Annotated in this window: 16 protein-coding genes and 1 tRNA gene; 2 read left to right on the plus strand and 15 right to left on the minus strand. The window is 41.4% G+C overall.

Annotated features, from left to right (window positions below):
* Positions 1-53: 53 nt before the first annotated feature.
* The 4 genes from C8D73_RS01995 to C8D73_RS02010 form a co-directional block, all read right to left on the minus strand.
* Positions 54-128, minus strand: a tRNA-Ile gene (locus tag C8D73_RS01995).
* Positions 129-203: 75 nt separating this feature from the next.
* Positions 204-1,787, minus strand: coding sequence for an RNA polymerase sigma factor RpoD (gene rpoD, locus C8D73_RS11320; protein WP_113077155.1), 1,584 nt, complete (start codon positions 1,785-1,787; stop codon positions 204-206).
* A 41-nt stretch (positions 1,788-1,828) separates the two neighbouring features.
* The gene (gene dnaG, locus C8D73_RS02005; protein WP_021717602.1) at positions 1,829-3,610 is read right to left on the minus strand and encodes a DNA primase; all 1,782 of its coding nucleotides are present in this window, start codon (positions 3,608-3,610) and stop codon (positions 1,829-1,831) included.
* A gap of 104 nt (positions 3,611-3,714) precedes the next feature.
* Positions 3,715-4,701, minus strand: a complete 987-nt coding sequence (locus C8D73_RS02010; protein WP_113077157.1) for a deoxyguanosinetriphosphate triphosphohydrolase — start codon at positions 4,699-4,701, stop codon at positions 3,715-3,717.
* 80 nt (positions 4,702-4,781) lie between these two features.
* Here C8D73_RS02010 and C8D73_RS02015 point away from each other — a divergent pair, with 80 nt between their 5' ends.
* On the plus strand, positions 4,782-5,243 hold the full coding sequence (locus C8D73_RS02015) for a hypothetical protein (RefSeq protein WP_021717600.1): 462 nt from the start codon (positions 4,782-4,784) through the stop codon (positions 5,241-5,243).
* A gap of 45 nt (positions 5,244-5,288) precedes the next feature.
* On the opposite strand, the gene C8D73_RS02020 is transcribed toward C8D73_RS02015, so the two are convergent.
* The 10 genes from C8D73_RS02020 to C8D73_RS02065 form a co-directional block, all read right to left on the minus strand.
* Entirely contained in the window at positions 5,289-6,107 is an 819-nt protein-coding gene (locus C8D73_RS02020; protein WP_170123164.1) for a pyruvate, phosphate dikinase/phosphoenolpyruvate synthase regulator, read from the minus strand.
* Positions 6,100-6,762: a transcriptional regulator CcpN gene (gene ccpN, locus C8D73_RS02025; RefSeq protein WP_021717598.1), complete on the minus strand. Its 663-nt coding sequence runs from the start codon at positions 6,760-6,762 to the stop codon at positions 6,100-6,102. Before ccpN ends, C8D73_RS02020 begins: the two co-directional genes overlap by 8 nt.
* Before the next feature lie 145 nt (positions 6,763-6,907).
* Entirely contained in the window at positions 6,908-8,428 is a 1,521-nt protein-coding gene (locus C8D73_RS02030; protein WP_113077159.1) for a PucR family transcriptional regulator ligand-binding domain-containing protein, read from the minus strand.
* A gap of 246 nt (positions 8,429-8,674) precedes the next feature.
* Positions 8,675-9,994 carry a short-chain fatty acid transporter gene (locus C8D73_RS02035; RefSeq protein WP_113077160.1) on the minus strand — a complete coding sequence of 440 codons (1,320 nt, stop codon included), beginning with the start codon at positions 9,992-9,994 and terminating at the stop codon, positions 8,675-8,677.
* Between the two features lie 35 nt (positions 9,995-10,029).
* Complete coding sequence (locus C8D73_RS02040) at positions 10,030-11,217, minus strand: thiolase family protein (RefSeq protein ID WP_113077161.1); 1,188 nt, start codon at positions 11,215-11,217, stop codon at positions 10,030-10,032.
* Between the two features lie 2 nt (positions 11,218-11,219).
* Complete coding sequence (locus C8D73_RS02045) at positions 11,220-11,894, minus strand: 3-oxoacid CoA-transferase subunit B (protein WP_197714917.1); 675 nt, start codon at positions 11,892-11,894, stop codon at positions 11,220-11,222.
* Positions 11,891-12,655, minus strand: coding sequence for a CoA transferase subunit A (locus C8D73_RS02050; protein ID WP_211305764.1), 765 nt, complete (start codon positions 12,653-12,655; stop codon positions 11,891-11,893). The genes C8D73_RS02045 and C8D73_RS02050 overlap by 4 nt, the downstream gene beginning before the upstream one ends.
* Before the next feature lie 99 nt (positions 12,656-12,754).
* On the minus strand, positions 12,755-13,204 hold the full coding sequence (locus tag C8D73_RS02055) for a GatB/YqeY domain-containing protein (RefSeq protein ID WP_021717592.1): 450 nt from the start codon (positions 13,202-13,204) through the stop codon (positions 12,755-12,757).
* Between the two features lie 14 nt (positions 13,205-13,218).
* Positions 13,219-13,395, minus strand: a complete 177-nt coding sequence (gene rpsU, locus C8D73_RS02060) for a 30S ribosomal protein S21 (protein WP_021717591.1) — start codon at positions 13,393-13,395, stop codon at positions 13,219-13,221.
* A 145-nt stretch (positions 13,396-13,540) separates the two neighbouring features.
* Complete coding sequence (locus C8D73_RS02065; RefSeq protein WP_021717590.1) at positions 13,541-13,876, minus strand: histidine triad nucleotide-binding protein; 336 nt, start codon at positions 13,874-13,876, stop codon at positions 13,541-13,543.
* Between the two features lie 211 nt (positions 13,877-14,087).
* Between C8D73_RS02065 and C8D73_RS02070 the strand changes: the two genes are divergently transcribed.
* Positions 14,088-15,089: a DUF362 domain-containing protein gene (locus C8D73_RS02070; protein ID WP_249033569.1), complete on the plus strand. Its 1,002-nt coding sequence runs from the start codon at positions 14,088-14,090 to the stop codon at positions 15,087-15,089.
* Positions 15,090-15,122: 33 nt separating this feature from the next.
* Here the strand turns inward: C8D73_RS02070 and mtaB are convergent, their stop codons facing one another.
* On the minus strand, positions 15,123-16,433 hold the full coding sequence (mtaB, locus tag C8D73_RS02075) for a tRNA (N(6)-L-threonylcarbamoyladenosine(37)-C(2))-methylthiotransferase MtaB (RefSeq protein ID WP_170123151.1): 1,311 nt from the start codon (positions 16,431-16,433) through the stop codon (positions 15,123-15,125).
* Positions 16,434-16,435: the final 2 nt, after the last annotated feature.

A 16,435-nucleotide genomic window follows, 5' to 3' on the forward strand; every position in this document is an offset into this window, starting at 1 on the left:
ATTAAAAAATACACAAAAAAGCCGCAACCAAAGGTTGCGGCTTGCTTTTTATTTGGTGGGCCCAGCTGGGTTCGAACCAGCGACCAACCGGTTATGAGCCGGTGGCTCTACCACTGAGCTATAGGCCCATAGTACCATGCGTTGTCTCAATGGTCAACAGTAATATTCTAAACAAATTTGGTCGAGTTGTCAAGCTAAACCGATTATTCCAAGAAGTCTTTTAACCGTTTACTGCGGCTTGGATGACGCAGCTTATGTAAAGCTTTGGCCTCGATTTGACGAATACGTTCTCTGGTTACACCAAAATGCTGCCCTACTTCTTCCAGGGTACGTGAACGCCCGTCTTCCAAACCAAAACGCAGTTCTAAAACCTTCTTTTCACGCACAGTCAGTGTTTCCAAGACTTCTTCCAACTGCTCACGCAATAAAGTGAACGAAGCAGCATCAGCTGGTGCCGGTGCATCATGATCTTCAATAAAATCCCCCAAATGCGAATCTTCTTCTTCACCGATAGGAGTTTCCAATGATACCGGTTCCTGTGCGATTTTCATAATCTCACGAACACGATCAACAGTAGTATCCATTTCCTTTGCAATCTCTTCCGGCATAGGTTCCCGCCCAAGTTCCTGCAGCAGTTGACGTGATACGCGAATCAGTTTATTGATTGTTTCAACCATATGCACAGGTATACGAATGGTGCGGGCCTGGTCAGCAATAGCGCGTGTAATAGCCTGACGAATCCACCAAGTGGCATAAGTACTGAATTTAAAGCCTTTATTATAATCAAATTTTTCTACTGCTTTGATAAGACCAAGGTTACCTTCCTGAATAAGGTCTAAAAAGAGCATTCCCCGGCCAACATAACGTTTTGCAATGCTGACAACCAAACGAAGATTAGCTTCCGATAAACATCGTTTTGCGGCTTCTCCTTCTTCAAAAACTTCTTCCAAAAGTTTTCCGTAATCTTCTTCCAACGTCATATAGCTATCAAAAACAGCAGCATCATTTTCTTCTGGTAAGCGGCGCTTGATCTCGTCAAGTAAAGTCTTGATCTCAAACAGCGCATGTACTTCTTTATCACTGGTCTGACGATCGACTACCATTTTATCACAGTCTGGGATCATCACATTGTGTTCCTGCATCATACGTTGTAAATGCAAACGCTCATCTTTAGTAAACTCAACAATAAGATCCTGATATTCAGACAATGTACAGGGAGTACCCGCTGCAGCCGCCCTCGCAATAATTCCAAGCACTTTTTCAACATTGCGCAGTTCACAGCTTTTATGTTCCTGTTCCAAATGCTTCTTGATTTTTTTGATCAGAGTAGCAGTTTTTTCTTTACCGCTGTAAGCAGGAACCAAAGCTGCAGGCAATGACGAATTCATCAGCCTTTCGGCCTGTTTTCCCTTATCCATACGTTTAGCAAGCTTGATTTCATCTTCGCCGATCAAAAGCGGTACACGGCCGATCTCCTTAAGATACATCCTGACCGGATCATCAATGCTTACCCCTTCAGGCACACTGAGATTAGCCAGCTCTGCTTCATTGATTTCTTCCGTATCATCATCGTTGACCGGCAGTACATCATCATCGCTGTTTTCGTCGACTACGTCGATGCCTTTTTGGGCAATCAACTCATACATACTGTCCATATCGTCCGGAGTCATATCTTCTACGTTTTGCATAGAATCCATAATTTCACGATAAGTGAGAACACCGCCGTGAGATTTGCCTTTAAGTAATAATTCCTCTACCTGGTCGGCAGAAATTTTAGTATTAGCCATGGTGTTCCCTCCTTTCGTTGCTTAATATCTGCTGTTGTTTTTTAATATAATTTTTTGATTTCATCTTTAATTTTCTGGCTTTCCGCAAGTTCCTGCAAAAAGCGGTCATCCCCCAAACGTTCATATTCGTCGGCGCGCAGACGGTGCTCTTCATAGCTACGTTCCAAAGCGCCCCTGCGCATCTGCCGCAGGCAATCATCTACTAGTTTTTCACCGTTTTCTTCCGCAAGATCTTTTGTCATAATCTGCGCCAGCTCCGTGGCCGCTTCATTTGACAGTTCTGTAAAAAGCTTATCAGCAGCACTCTGATTGCCAGCATCAAGCTGCTTCAGCAATCCTTCATAGATTTCTCCGCGAAATTTTGACATAAAACCGACACTATCAATTTTATCTCTGTAAACAAGCGCCAAATCGGTATTTTTTAAAATAACGTAAAGCAAAAGCTGCTCTGCTAAATCTTCAGCTGAAAGTACGTTGGGCTGTACCTGCCATTTAGACACGGCTTCCCTACGATCATTTTTACGGCTTAGCTTACGATATTCACTCATGATGAGCCCTTCGTCAATTGTCAAACGTTGGGCCAGCGTTTTGATATGCTGTGCAACCTCAATTTCATTTTTGCACTCTAGTAGGAATGGTAGTATATTCGACACAGCTTCAACTTTTCCTGCTAAATTTGAAACATTATTTTGAGAAATGACATACTGCATCTGAAATTCTATACCTGAAACAGCTGTTTCAATCAGCCGTAGATAAGCATCTTTACCGTGCTTACGCACAAATTCATCAGGATCTTTCCCATCAGGCACTATGAGCACTCTGACTTTAAGCCCGGCTTCTTTAGCAATGCTTACTGCCCTTACAGTGGCCCGTTGTCCAGCTGCGTCGCTGTCATACGAAAAAACTACTTCATCAGCGGCACGAGCTAAAAGTTTAGCCTGCTCCTGCGCAAAAGCCGTCCCCATTGAAGCAACAGCCCAATCGATACCAGCAGCATGTAAACTGATTGCATCCATATAACCTTCAACAATCACGGCCTGCCTGCGTTTCTTTATTTCCTTTAAAGCCACATTCATCCCGAACAGAAGAGTTCTTTTGTTAAACCACTCTGTTTCACCAGTATTCATGTATTTTGCCATCTGTTGAGAATTTTGCTCTAAAATACGACCGCCGAAACCAACTACATGACCACGTGGATCCTGAATAGGTATCATCACTCTGCCACGGAACTTATCCATCGGCCCACGGTCATAGTTTACCGCCAGCCCGGCCTGCACCAACAGTCCAGCACTACATCCACGTTTTCCAAGTGCTGAAAGCAATGCGTTATAGTTCGGCAGTGCCACCCCGATTGAAAACCGCTCGATAATCTCAGGTGTAATGCCGCGTCCTGTGAGATACTCCTGTGCTTTAATTCCATAATCAGTCTTCGTCAAACAGGCCTGAAAAAAACGCGTCGCCAGTTCATTAGCGGCAATAACCTGTTTTGCCTGTTTCTCACGTTCCAGTTCAGCTTTAGTCTTTTCCTTTTCAGGAACAGCAATACCCAATTTATTTGCCAGAAGCTTTAAAGCCTCTGGGAACGTGCAATTTTCCATTTTCATCACAAAGGTAAAAACATCACCGCCAACATGACAGCCATAACAATAAAAAAAGTTCTTGTCCGGCGTTACGGAAAAGGACGGTGTTTTTTCTCCGTGGAAAGGGCAGCAGCCCCAAAAACTGCCGCCGCGCTTTTTTAGCGGTACATATTCAGAAATTATCTCGACGATATTAGCTTGGGAGCGAACCTGCTCTTTAAAATCATCAAACATACCACTCATAATTATTGCTCCTGTCACCTCGAATACCATCTGATTTATTATATTCAATATTTAACAAAAAAATCCTCTTTTTAACGGTAGATAATTTTAGCATTACGACAAGTTTATATTATGGGAATGTAATGTTTATTAAATAGCTGCACAGCTCCTGCATCTGTCAGTCCACCCACAAAATCGACTACAGTCTGCTGCAATCCGAAACGATCTGCCAGTTCCCCATATTCTCTTGGCAACAGCTGCGGATACTCCATATATAAATCCATAAGAGTCCTAACAACATGTTCTGCCTTGTTATGTTCAACCGTCAGCTGGGGCGAACAGTAAATATAATCAAACATAAAATTGCGAAATTCTTCAACAGCTTCTTCATAATATTTATCAATAATAATTTGCGGCTGATTCAGTGATAACTCCACAATATTATGAACAAGCACATCCAATATCTGGCTTGGTTCTGTTCCTAAGCGCATAGCGACGATACCTGGCAATTTTTCAGGACCGATGATGCCAACTTTGCATCCATCATCGAAATCATGGCACAGATAAGCGATACGATCACAACGCCGCACCACTTGCCCTTCAAGCGTCTTTGGCATCGTACTGCCTGTATGGTTAACAATAGCATCACGAACTTCACGGGTCAGATTCAGCCCTTTCCCCTTCCGCCCATACAATTCTACGAGACGAAGGCTCTGTTCATTATGTTTAAAATGTCCAGTATAAGAATTAATTGCCCGCTCCCCTGCATGTCCAAAAGGAGTGTGCCCAAGATCATGCCCTAAAGCAGCAGCTTCTGTAAGATCCTCGTTTAATCTCAATGCTCTGGCAATAGTCCTGGCAATCTGCGACACTTCCATGCTATGAGTAAGACGCGTACGGTAATGATCACCCGGACATAAATATACCTGTGTTTTATGTTTTAACTTACGAAAAGGAGTACTGTGGATGATCCGGTCCCGATCACGCTGGAAAGCCGTGCGCAGATCATCGGCAGCCTCCTCACTATCACGTACTGCCTGCGAACTTTTAGCCGCCCAGGGTGCCAGTGTTTCCTGTTCTATATTCTCGCTTATTTCTCTAACTGATAACATTATTCTTCACCTTTATTTCACTTTCAAGCATTGTCACCAGGCACATTAAGTAATATAATTACTCATGTGAGGTGAACTGAATGAAAAAAATTTTTATCTTTGTTTTACTGTTGCTCTTAGTTCCTGCAATTTGTCTGGCAGAGCCGCAGGTAACCAGTGATAAACAAACTTTTAACCCTTTTACAGGAGTTTATGATCTGCAGGGCAACGTCCATGTTGAAATTGGTGACAGAATCATCACCGGCGATGCCGCACAGGTAAGTATGTATAAACTTGAGGTACATGGACAAGGTAATATTACCCTGCGCGAAGGAGATATCACCTTCGATTGTGATACAGTCGATGTATACGGTAAAGAAAAAACTGCCTACGTAGCAGGTAATATGAACTTTACTCAAGGTGATATGATCATCAGCGCCGATACCGGCAGCTTTAACTGGAGCACAAAAAATGCTGTTTTTAACGGTAATGTAATCGTCAACGGTGAACCTAAAAATGGCGAAGTCATTTACAATGTCCGTGAAAAAGTTTTTGTAAATTAGTTTTACAGTTTAAATAACCCTCGCTTAAGCGAGGGTTATTTTTATTTAGCGGCGGTCTTTATTTTTCTGCACATACTCTAAGATCATACCTGCTGTTTCTTCGATCGCACGGTTAGATACATTGATAATAGTACAATGCAGACGACGCATAATACCTTTTGCATATTCAAGCTCTTCATTAATCCGTTTAACATCAGCATAAGCGGCACCATCTGTCAGTCCCATAGTTTTCAAACGTTCGCTGCGGATCTCATTAAGTTTAAACGGATCAATAAGCAGGCCAATGATTTTATGCGGAGGAACTTTAAATAATTCTTCAGGAGGCATGATTTCCGGTACCAGCGGTACATTGGCAACTTTTATTTGTTTGTGTGCCAAGTACATGCTGAGCGGAGTTTTAGAAGTTCTTGAAACACCTATGATAACAACATCTGCTTTGGCCAGTCCCAAAGGATTTTTGCCATCATCATATTTAACAGCAAATTCTACGGCTTCGATACGTTTAAAGTATTCATGATCTAAAGCATGGATCAATCCGGCCTGGTTTTTAGGCAGCAGTCCGGAAGTTTTTTTAATAGCCTTAAGCATCGGTCCTAAAACATCAACAACCTCTACATCATGCTCCATTGCTTTATGCGCAATATGTTCACGCAATTCAGGTGAAACTACGGTATAACAGATAATACCATTATTTTCCTTAGCCTCTTCAATAACCTTTTCAACCTGCGCCTTATCTTTAACATAAGGAACACGGATCACATCAAATTTTTCCTGTACAAATTGGCTGGTAGTAGCCTTTACAACAGACTCAGCGGTTTCACCAATAGAATCAGAAACTGCATAGATAATCGGTAATTTAGCTATGATAATTGCCTCCTTTGCCCTCTGCCAGATCCACTAACAGACGGGTAAAATTCGTTTTAGTGATACGTCCCACTACTTCGTAACTGCGCTTATCCTCGCCCACACATCTAATAACAGGCAGACAATCAATCTCATTATCAATAATTTTACGTGCTGCCGAAGCTACAGAATCTTCCTGTTTGACTACAATAAGTTTAGACAGTGGTGTCATCACCATTACAACAGGAATTTCACGCAGATCGCTGCCATTATTGATAGCAGCTTTAAGCAAGTCTTTACGCGATACCACCCCTACCAAAAGACCAGCCTCATCAAGAACAAATACTGTCCCTACATCCTCCAGGAACATAGTTACAACAGCTTCATAGGCGCTTTTATCCTGATTGACTGCTACAGGCACAGACTGCAGATCACGTACAAGGATGCCGGAAATTTCTTCCATCAACATTCCCAGCGTATTCTTGCCGGTAAAATAATAACCAACTTTAGGACGCGCATCTAAAATACCGCCCATAACTAAAATCGCCAGATCTGATCGTAAAGCCGCACGAGTTACATTCAGACGTTCAGCAATATGTTCGCCCGTGATCGGCCCATCCTGGCGCACGATCTCGGCAATACGTTTTTGTCTGTTACTTAAAGAAATTGTCCTCACACCCTTCCGAACTTACATTAATTTTTCCTATATTTATATAGTGTACGCTATTTTATGCAAAATCCCTGCTTCCGGTCATAAATATTTTTAAAAGTATACAAAAATAACAGGGCCAAAATTTCGGCCCTGTTATTTTCATATATTTTCATAACTGCTCATGTTCCATTCTCTGGATCATAATACACAGCAGCAAAAAATAACGGTCTGTCATTTTAAAATAATTTTTTTGTGTTATTTCTTTGATTTTCCCCAACCGATAACGTAGAGTATTAATATGTATATGCTGTCTTTCAGCTGCATCCTCTAAACTGTTTTCCCGCAAAGCCGCTGAAAGTGTATCCAAAAGGCTCGATTGATAGCGTCTGTCATATTCCTGCAGTTTATCAAGCACCGTCGTCTTAATAAAATTATACTCCGAAGTATTGCGGCAGTGCATCAGCAAACTGAACGGCAGCCATTCTTCAGCCTTACGTACTCCTGAAATATGCAATTTATATAAAAGTCTGATAACGTTTACCGACATCTCATAATGCTCTTTAATTCGCTCCAGTTCTGTAAATTCAGGAGATATTACAGCTGCAGCTATTTTATTCTGTTCCTTATTATATTTTTTGAATATATTAATGCTCGTAAGAGCTTCTTTACTGCTGCATAACAAGATATAAAATTTTTCCTCTTCAATTAAAAATCTATCAATCAAATAATTGCTTATATTATGGCTTCCTTTAGAAAATAAAATCAAATTATATGCTTTTTGCTGCACAAATCCCAGATTAGCAAGCTTTTCAGCAATAACTTCTCCACTTTTGATTTCACCATTTTTTATTTCTTTCCAAAAACGTTCCACTGTTTTCTGCAGCGTTTCATAATGGTCCCACAGCTTGATGGCTAAAAAAGAAGCTCCCTGTTGCCCAATCAACCGTTCTTTTTCCGTTAACTGCCCCTCAGCAACAATAATAAACCTCCCAATAAGCTGACTACGGGCATAGCATTCGAAAATATGCAGCTCATTGATAAAAAAGCCCGCATCAGTATATATTCTTTCATTAAAACCAGTTTTAATTTTTTCTGTCCAATCAAGAAAATCCTGTTTACGAGTACCTCGTCTGCTCCAGGAAGCAAGTATCTTCCCTTCATGATTCAGGCAAAAACAATTCTTGTGAAGCTGATTTCCCAAAACATTCACCAGCGAAGCCAGATCATCTGAATTCAGTGAAGTATGAATAAGTTTTTGATAGTTTTTTTCTACTTCAATCAACATATTGGTTTGATAATTCTGGATTTCAGAAGTGATTGTCTGCACCAGTTCTCTAAACTTGACTGCAGTTTTCACTTCAAATACCGGCAGCCGGTACTGATCTGCCAACTGCAGTATTTTCAGCGGGATCTTATTGATAAAACGGCCTGTTTTGATACCTATCGCTGATATTCGCGGAGCAAGCTTTTTAAAACCATCTTCCTGCAGGTCAGGACTTTTACTGAAGGCATACCAGGTAGTTAAAACAAACTCACCTCCTGTTACCCATTCGTGCAAATCAGGCCCTTCCATAATTGTTACATGTGTTATCTGATTGTTTAAGTTCCCATGCTTATTAACCAATGTCACACGTTCGGCAAAATCTTTGATTTCCAATAATTCATTTAAGGTCACCATTTTCTTGGACATTATCTCACCTTCTTTTCTAATGCCATATATTTCTTTTTCTCCAGAATATCCTGATTACGATTTTACTATTTAGTTATTTTTTTAGCAAATCCAAAGATTTCAAAAACTGTTATACTAAAAAGCTGAACTTTACCCATCGTAAAACCTTCTTGATTTTAAACCAGCGCCTTATTTTTCATTCCGGTAAAAAAATCTTGAGGCAACTATAAAAGCAGCCTCAAGATTATCAAATCTTCCATTAATCATTCACATAAAACTAAGTATTACAAAAGTTCCACTGATGATAACGCCGGAAACAATTGTCCAAATAACGCAATATCCCATAATATCACGCGCCGATAATCCCGCAACTCCTAAAAGCGGCAATGCCCAAAACGGTTGAATCTGATTAGTCCAGCCATCTCCCCAAGCAAAAGCCATAATTGTCTGCGGAATGTTCGCCCCCAATGCCTCAGCAGCCTTCATCATGATTGGTCCCTGGATAGCCCATTGCCCGCCTCCGGAAGGAATAAAAATATTTACCAGCCCTGCCGATAAAAATGTATAAAGAGGGAAGGTATGTGCTGTAGAAATTTCCACAAACCACATGGAAATCATATCAACCAGACCAGAAGCAGTCATCATCCCCGACATACCAGCATAAAGCGGAAATTGCAAAATAATACCGCGGCTGGCACCGATTCCCTGTGCCACAGCCTTTAAAAAGCCGTTAGGACTGCTGTGCAGATATAAACCCAATGTTAAAAAAATCAAAATGACCAAATTCAAATTCAGGTCAAAACCAATCTTAGAAAAATTAGCTCCCAGATAAATCAATGGGAACAAACCAAACAAAGCGTTGAGCCAATAAGCATTTTCCAATCTTTCGGCAAATGTCATATCTTTTTTAGCAATTCTTATATCTGGTTTTTCTTGTTCTTTTTCACTGTATTCCACTATTTCATTAGCAGGAGGTTTCATATTAAAATACACGATAAACAGCATAATTACGATGATAGCCGTCATTACCAGATTCCAGTAAGAATACAGCGTATCACCAACCGGTGTCAGTGGCAGTCCGAGCTTCTCCATAAAATTGCCTGGTGTTGCTGAAACAAGCGGAATCGAAGAAGACGGCCCGCGAATAATCTCACCGCCATAAGCCGCAGCTACCAACAGCGGAAAATGCAGGCCTTTAACCTTTTTGCCTACCTCTTTCGCAAGAACTGCACCTATAACAAGCCCAAATCCCCAGTTTATATAGCAAGACGCAATAGATACTAATGCAGTCAACCCAAGAGCCTGCTGTGGAGTTTTAGGAATACCTGTTACCTTGTTCAAAATCTTTTTAGCCAAAGGTGTCAATGCCAGTACATAACCTGTCAATAAAACTAAAACCATCTGCATCCCAAAAACAAACATCGATGAGTACCCTCTGCCCCAATATTCTATCATTTGCAGAGCACTCTTGTTCATTAAAAACATTCCGCCGCAAAATACAACAAATGTTAAGAGAATAGCCAAAATAAAAGCATCCGGAAGATAATTCTGCACCATCTTCAGACAGAACTTTGTTACAGTCTTCATAAAAATCCGCCTCCTTTTCCCATTTTCTTTTTCATTCACACCAGCTCTAAAACCGTAGCTGATCCTAGCCCTCCAGCAATACATAAAGTAGCCAAGCCATATCTTACCTGTCTTTTCTGCATTTCATGCAATAAAGTTACTAAAATCCTTGCTCCAGAGCAACCAATCGGATGCCCCAGAGCAATTGCACCGCCATTTACATTGACCCTGGTCAGATCAATTTCCAGCTCCTGTATGACCGCTAATGATTGTGCTGCAAATGCTTCATTGATTTCTATCAGTCCAATATCTTCGATCCTTAGCCCTGCCCTTTTCAGTGCCAACCTTGTTGCAGGCACAGGCCCCATTCCCATATATGCCGGCGAAACACCTATTGAAGCCTGGCTGATTATTTTAGCCATAGGCTTTAACCCTGCCTTTGCAGCCGCACTTTCTTCAGCAATCAGCAACATGGCTCCACCGTCATTTCGTCCTGATGCATTGCCTGCCGTTACGCTGCCGTCCTTTTTAAAAGCAGGCTTCAATTCTGCAAGTTTTTCTATCGTTGACAAACGTGGATGCTCATCAGCAGCAAACATCAAAATCTCTTTTTTCTTTTTTACTGGCAAAGGTTCAATCTCATCATCAAAGCGTCCGCTTTTTATTGCAGCCTGAGCTTTTTCCTGACTTTCGCAGGCAAAATAATCTTGTGCCGTTCTGCTGATAACATATTTTTCAGCAATATTCTCTGCAGTCATACCCATTGTCAGGACTCCATACTGGTCAGCAGGCTGTGACCGTGGCTGACTTTCGGTATTAGGATCCAGCAAAATCCCGTTACCTACTGCATAACCCCTCCGTGCCTCTCTGAGATAATATTGGGCATTACTCATACTTTCGATACCACCAGCTAAAACGAAGTCAGCATAGCCGCACATAATCTCCTGTGCCGCATTCTGGACAGCCTGCATACCAGAACCACATTGTCTGTGTACTGTATAAGCCTGTACTTCAAGCGGAAATTTTGTCATCAATGCAGCTAATCTTGCAATATTAGGCTGGTCGCTGCTCTGCTTTGCCTGCCCTAAAATTACTGCATCCAGAAGTCTGATATCAAAATGACTACGTTCACATATTTTCTGCAACAAAAAGGCAGCAATTTCCTCCGGCTGTATGTCCTTCATTGCTCCGTTCAGTTTTCCTATAGGCGTCCTGATTCCATCTATGACTACCGGCTGCAGCATATCTATACCTCCCTTATACTAATTTTTTCAGCCAGCTCATAATGAGCAGATGTCATTGCTGCAATTTCTTCCAATGTAACATCAGAAGTATGTTCCAGTAAAAACATCATTCCGTCCTTAAACTTAAATACAGCATATTCTGTGACTAAAGTATTAACTACTTTCCGCCCAGTCAGCGGCACAGTACAATCCTTTACCAGTTTATGCCTGCCATTTTTTGCCGTATGAGATGTCGCAACGATCACCTCTTTTACTCCAACGACCAGATCCATTGCTCCCCCTGGTCCTAAAACACCTTTGCCCGGCAAAGCCCAATTTGCCAGGTCTCCCGCTTCATTTATCTGTATGGCTCCGATAACTGTAGCATCCATACGCCCACTTCTGATCATTGCAAAAGATGTAGCACTATCAAAATAACAGCATCCGGGCGTTTCAGTAACCGGTGTACGACTGGCATTAATGAGATTAGGAATTATTGCCTCCCCGCTAAGTTGTTTAGGCCCAACACCCAGCATTCCATTTTCCGTCTGAATGTAAATATGTTTATCTGCTGGTAAATAATCAACCGCCATTGTGGGAATACCTACACCTAAATTGACAAAACCACCGTCAGGCAGCATTTCCGCAACTCTTTTAGCAATTCTTACTTTTGTTTCCGCTTCTGACATGTTTCTCATTTAACTGCACCCCGATTCTGCGGTACCAAAACATCCACATAAATATAAGGTGTTACAATCTCTTCCGGCGAAAGCATACCGGTTTCTACAATCTCATCAACCTCCACAATCGTCAAAGCGGCTGCTGTTGCCATAAGCGGATTAAAATTTCTTGCTGTTTTTTCATAAACTAAATTCCCCATAGCATCCGCTTTTCTGGCATGTAACAAGGCTACGTCTGCTTTCAAAGGATACGCCAAAACATAGGCTTCGCCGTCAATAACTTTTGTTTCACAATGCGCAGTCAGCTCTGTGCCAGCTCCAACCTTTGTATAAAACCCGCCAATTCCGCAGCCTCCTGCACGGATACTTTCTGCAAATGTGCCCTGTGGCATCATCTCTAAATTTAACTTTCCATCAAAATATAATTCTGCAGCTTCAGTATTATAGGTAAAATAGGTACCTATAGCTTTTTTCAGCATCCTATTCCTTACCCACCTTCCCAAGCCTACATTAGGAGTACCAAGATCATTGGCAATAACAGTCAAATCATGTATGTCTGTATCTGCCAGTAAATCAATCAGCCTCTTTGGATTACCGACATTTCCAAAACCTCCGATCATAACAACATCACCTGACCTGACAAGCTTAACAGCTTCCACAGCTTCTACAATCTTTGCTATGATAATCACCTCCATATTTAGTTCTTTGATTTCAGTATACAAAGCTAAAGACGAGCCTAATATGTAGAAACCTACAAAAATAATCTGATTTTTTTGCATTTTTGCACAAAAATAGCCCTTATAACAGTTAGATAACTGTTATAAGGGCTATAAAAAATAACAGGACCGAATATTCGGTCCTGTTAAGTTAATTATTCATTATTGAAGCAGTTCGCGTACCATTTGATTGATACGTTTACCGTCGGCTCGGCCCTTAGCCTTCGCCATAACAGCAGGCATTACTTTACCAATCGCTTTCGGTCCTTCGGCACCAGTCTCGGAGATAGCTTCAGCAACCATAACACGCAATTCTTCATCGCTAAGCGGTTCAGGCAGATATTTTTTGAGAATCTCAATTTCTGCTTTAGCCTGCTCGGCTAATTCACTGCGTTCGGCTTTTTCGAATTCTACCAAAGAATCCTGCCGCATCTTGACCTCTTTCAGCAAGATAGCCAGAACCTCATCATCATTCAGTTCCTTCTTCTCATTGATTTCGACATTTTTAATATTAGCACGCACCATACGAATAACCGATAAACGCAGCTTACCTGCTTCACGGTCCTTCATGGCCTGTTTCATATCTTCTGTCAATTGGTCTTTAATAGACATACAGCACGCCCCCATTATCTGGTTTTACGTTTTCTGGCTGCTTCGGATTTTTTCTTACGTTGAACGCTCGGTTTTTCATAATGTTCGCGCTTTCTAACTTCAGAAAGAATTCCGGCCTTTTGGGTTGCTCTTTTAAATCTGCGCAGCGCACTGTCCAATGTTTCGTTTTTGCCAACTTTAATTTCTGCCATCTGATCTCCCTCCCTCCACACACTTAGGGAAGTGTATATATGCATTTCATGCGTTTTTTGCACTATTGCTGACTATCGTCAGACCGCAATTACCGCACAATATTACCAGTAAATTATATCTTATGATAGGCCTTTTGTCAAGGTATCAGCAGGGTGGCCACCCCAATGCTTTACCGCCTAAAAGATGGATATGCAAATGCTTAACGGTCTGCCCTCCATCATCACCGGTATTGGCAACGATGCGAAACCCTTTTTCATTAACACCAAGTTTCTCAGCCAGTTCCTTAACTTTCCCAAACATATACAGGAGCAGCTCCGGTTCTGCAGTAATAATATTTTCAGTATGAGCTTTCGGTATCATTAAAACGTGTACCGGAGCAGCAGGAGCCACATCACGGATTACGATCATTTTGTCATCTTCATAAACTCTTTCAGACGGGATCTCTCCGGCAATAATTCGGCAAAAGATACAGTCGTTCATTTCTTTCCCCCCTTAGTGATCCTAATTCTTATAATATTCGTCAGAAAATTTAAAAGTCCTTTTTCTATTTATTCTGTTCACAATTTATTTTCAAACTGTAACTAACAAAGTAAAAAAATCTTTAATAAAACGCTTGACTTATAGTCAACTCCAGCCATTATACTGAACTTAAAGTATTTTTAATCATTTATCTAAGAAAGGAGAGTTTACAGTGAAAAAATTTTTATCAACATTACTTTATACCGCTGCCGCAACTTTATTATTCAGCGCTTGTGGAATGACTGCCAATACAGTTTCTTCTCCTGTTGAACCAACTGTTAAAAGTAATGAAAAAACAGCAGTAAATAATAAAGCTCTCGTTTATTTCAGCAAGGATATCAGCCCTGTAAGTCTGATCAAACTATATGATAAAATCAACCAGGATATACATGGTAAAGTAGCTATCAAAATCCATACAGGAGAAAAGAACGGTCCCAATATACTCCCACGGGAAATGGTGATGGCTTTGCAGCAGCATGTACCTGACAGTAATTTAGTCGAAACCAACACTTTCTATAAAGGTGACCGCTATACCACCGCCGGCCACCGCGAAACATTAAAAGTTAACGGCTGGGATTTTTGTACTGTAGACATTATGGACGAGGAAGGAGCAGTAATGCTGCCAGTAAAAGGAGGCAAACATTTTCAGGAAATGTCGATCGCTAAAAATATGCTTAATTATGATTCCATGATCGTTTTGACGCATTTTAAAGGACACACTATGGGAGGATTTGGCGGTTCAATGAAAAATATAGCAATTGGCAACGCAGACGGCAGGATCGGCAAAGCCATGCTGCATACCTCTGACCCATCCAACCCCTGGGAATATAGCCAAGAGCGTTTTATGGAAAATATGGCTGAATCAGCAAAGGCTACAACAGATTTTTTTGGTAAACAAATCATTTATATCAATGTATTGCGCAATATGTCTGTTGACTGCGACTGTGCCGGGCTTGCTGCGGCACCGCCAACAACCCCTGATATCGGCATACTTGCTTCTACAGATATTCTTGCCGTCGATCAGGCTTCTATCGACCTTGTTTTTGCTTTACCAGATGCTGCTAAGCATGATCTGCAGGAACGGATCGAATCACGTCGCGGTCTGCGGCAGCTCAGTTACATGAAAGAACTTTCCATGGGTAATGATCAATATGAATTAATTACCATTGAATAAAAGAAAAGCTGCCGTTAAACGGCAGCTTTTCTTTTATTCCTTCAGCAATTCTCCGATTAAAAAACTCGTCTCAGCCTTCAGTAATCTCACTTTTTTTATCTTGCCACATAGTTCAGCTTCCGACCGAACATAGACCCGTAAATAATTACTGGTCAAACCTTCTATATAGCCATCCTCAACAGTCTGCTCAAACAATACCTCCACAGCACTGCCAACAAAACGTTCTAAAAATTTCTGCTGCTGCTTATGATCAAGCTCAGCAAGTTGTGCACAACGTCTTTGCTTAACAGTTTCAGGAATTTGATTGGGCATTTTTTCGGCCGGAGTTCCCTTCCGTTTGGAATAAGGAAAAATATGCATTTTACTGAACCCGCAGTTTTCTGCAAAAACTAGTGTAGATGCAAACTCCTCTTCCGTCTCACCCGGGAATCCGGCAATAATATCAGTAGTAATGGCAATATCAGGAATACGTTTACGGATATCGGCCAAAAGTTCGGTAAAACGTCGGGTATCATACGGCCTGTGCATTCTGGCTAAAGTTGTATCACAGCCTGCCTGCAAAGGTAAATGCAGCTGTCGGCACAACCGTTTATCTTTTTCCATAAGATTAAGCAGCCTCGCTTCGACCTCCACTGATTCCAATGACCCCAACCGCAGTCTCTGCAGACCCTCTACACTTAAAGCTGCCTCAACAGCATCAAATAAAGTCAGTTTTCCATCATGTTCTTTACCATAGCAGCCAAGGTGAATACCGATAAGCACTATTTCTTTATAACCAGAAGCTACAAGCTTTTTAACTTCTTCCCTGATGCTTGTCAGACTACGCGAACGCAACGGTCCGCGGGCAAAAGGAATAATACAATAAGTACAGAATTGATTGCAGCCTTCCTGTATTTTTAAAAAAGCTCTGGTTTTATCACTAACATCACCTGCACTCAGTTCTTCAAACTCAGTGTTGGCACTCAGCTTACGCACGCTGTCTATTGTATCAACAGACTGAAAAGCAGCAGCTTCTTCTACCAACCGTACGATATCTGCTCTATCCTGATTCCCGATAATAAGATCAACACCAGGAATTGTCTTCACTTCTTCTGCCGCCGTCTGTGGATAACAGCCAGTCACAACCACGAAAGCAGTTGGGTTTCTGCGCACAGCACGATTGATCATCTGCCGCGATTTACGCTGCCCCGTATTGGTAACAACACAAGTATTGATCACATAAATATCAGCTTCGCAATTAAAACCAACTACAGTATAACCATGACTGCGAAATATCGCTTCCATGCTGGCAGTATCGGCCTGATTGACTTTACAGCCTAAAGTGTAAAATGCTATTCTTTTCATCA

Source organism: Phascolarctobacterium faecium DSM 14760 (assembly GCF_003269275.1).
Classification (GTDB): domain Bacteria; phylum Bacillota; class Negativicutes; order Acidaminococcales; family Acidaminococcaceae; genus Phascolarctobacterium; species Phascolarctobacterium faecium.

Bases quoted from the DNA above. Each gene is read 5' to 3' on its own strand.
- dnaG (WP_021717602.1), bottom strand. From the start codon at position 3,610: ATGAGTGGTATGTTTGATGATTTTAAAGAGCAGGTTCGCTCCCAAGCT.
- C8D73_RS02015 (WP_021717600.1), top strand. From the start codon at position 4,782: ATGAAAAAAATTTTTATCTTTGTTTTACTGTTGCTCTTAGTTCCTGCA.
- C8D73_RS02055 (WP_021717592.1), bottom strand. From the start codon at position 13,204: ATGTCTATTAAAGACCAATTGACAGAAGATATGAAACAGGCCATGAAG.
- C8D73_RS02045 (WP_197714917.1), bottom strand. From the start codon at position 11,894: ATGAGAAACATGTCAGAAGCGGAAACAAAAGTAAGAATTGCTAAAAGA.
- mtaB (WP_170123151.1), bottom strand. From the start codon at position 16,433: ATGAAAAGAATAGCATTTTACACTTTAGGCTGTAAAGTCAATCAGGCC.
- C8D73_RS02010 (WP_113077157.1), bottom strand. From the start codon at position 4,701: ATGTTATCAGTTAGAGAAATAAGCGAGAATATAGAACAGGAAACACTG.
- C8D73_RS02035 (WP_113077160.1), bottom strand. From the start codon at position 9,994: ATGAAGACTGTAACAAAGTTCTGTCTGAAGATGGTGCAGAATTATCTT.
- C8D73_RS02065 (WP_021717590.1), bottom strand. From the start codon at position 13,876: ATGAACGACTGTATCTTTTGCCGAATTATTGCCGGAGAGATCCCGTCT.
- rpsU (WP_021717591.1), bottom strand. From the start codon at position 13,395: ATGGCAGAAATTAAAGTTGGCAAAAACGAAACATTGGACAGTGCGCTG.
- C8D73_RS02040 (WP_113077161.1), bottom strand. From the start codon at position 11,217: ATGCTGCAGCCGGTAGTCATAGATGGAATCAGGACGCCTATAGGAAAA.
- C8D73_RS02050 (WP_211305764.1), bottom strand. From the start codon at position 12,655: ATGCAAAAAAATCAGATTATTTTTGTAGGTTTCTACATATTAGGCTCG.
- rpoD (WP_113077155.1), bottom strand. From the start codon at position 1,787: ATGGCTAATACTAAAATTTCTGCCGACCAGGTAGAGGAATTATTACTT.
- C8D73_RS02030 (WP_113077159.1), bottom strand. From the start codon at position 8,428: ATGTCCAAGAAAATGGTGACCTTAAATGAATTATTGGAAATCAAAGAT.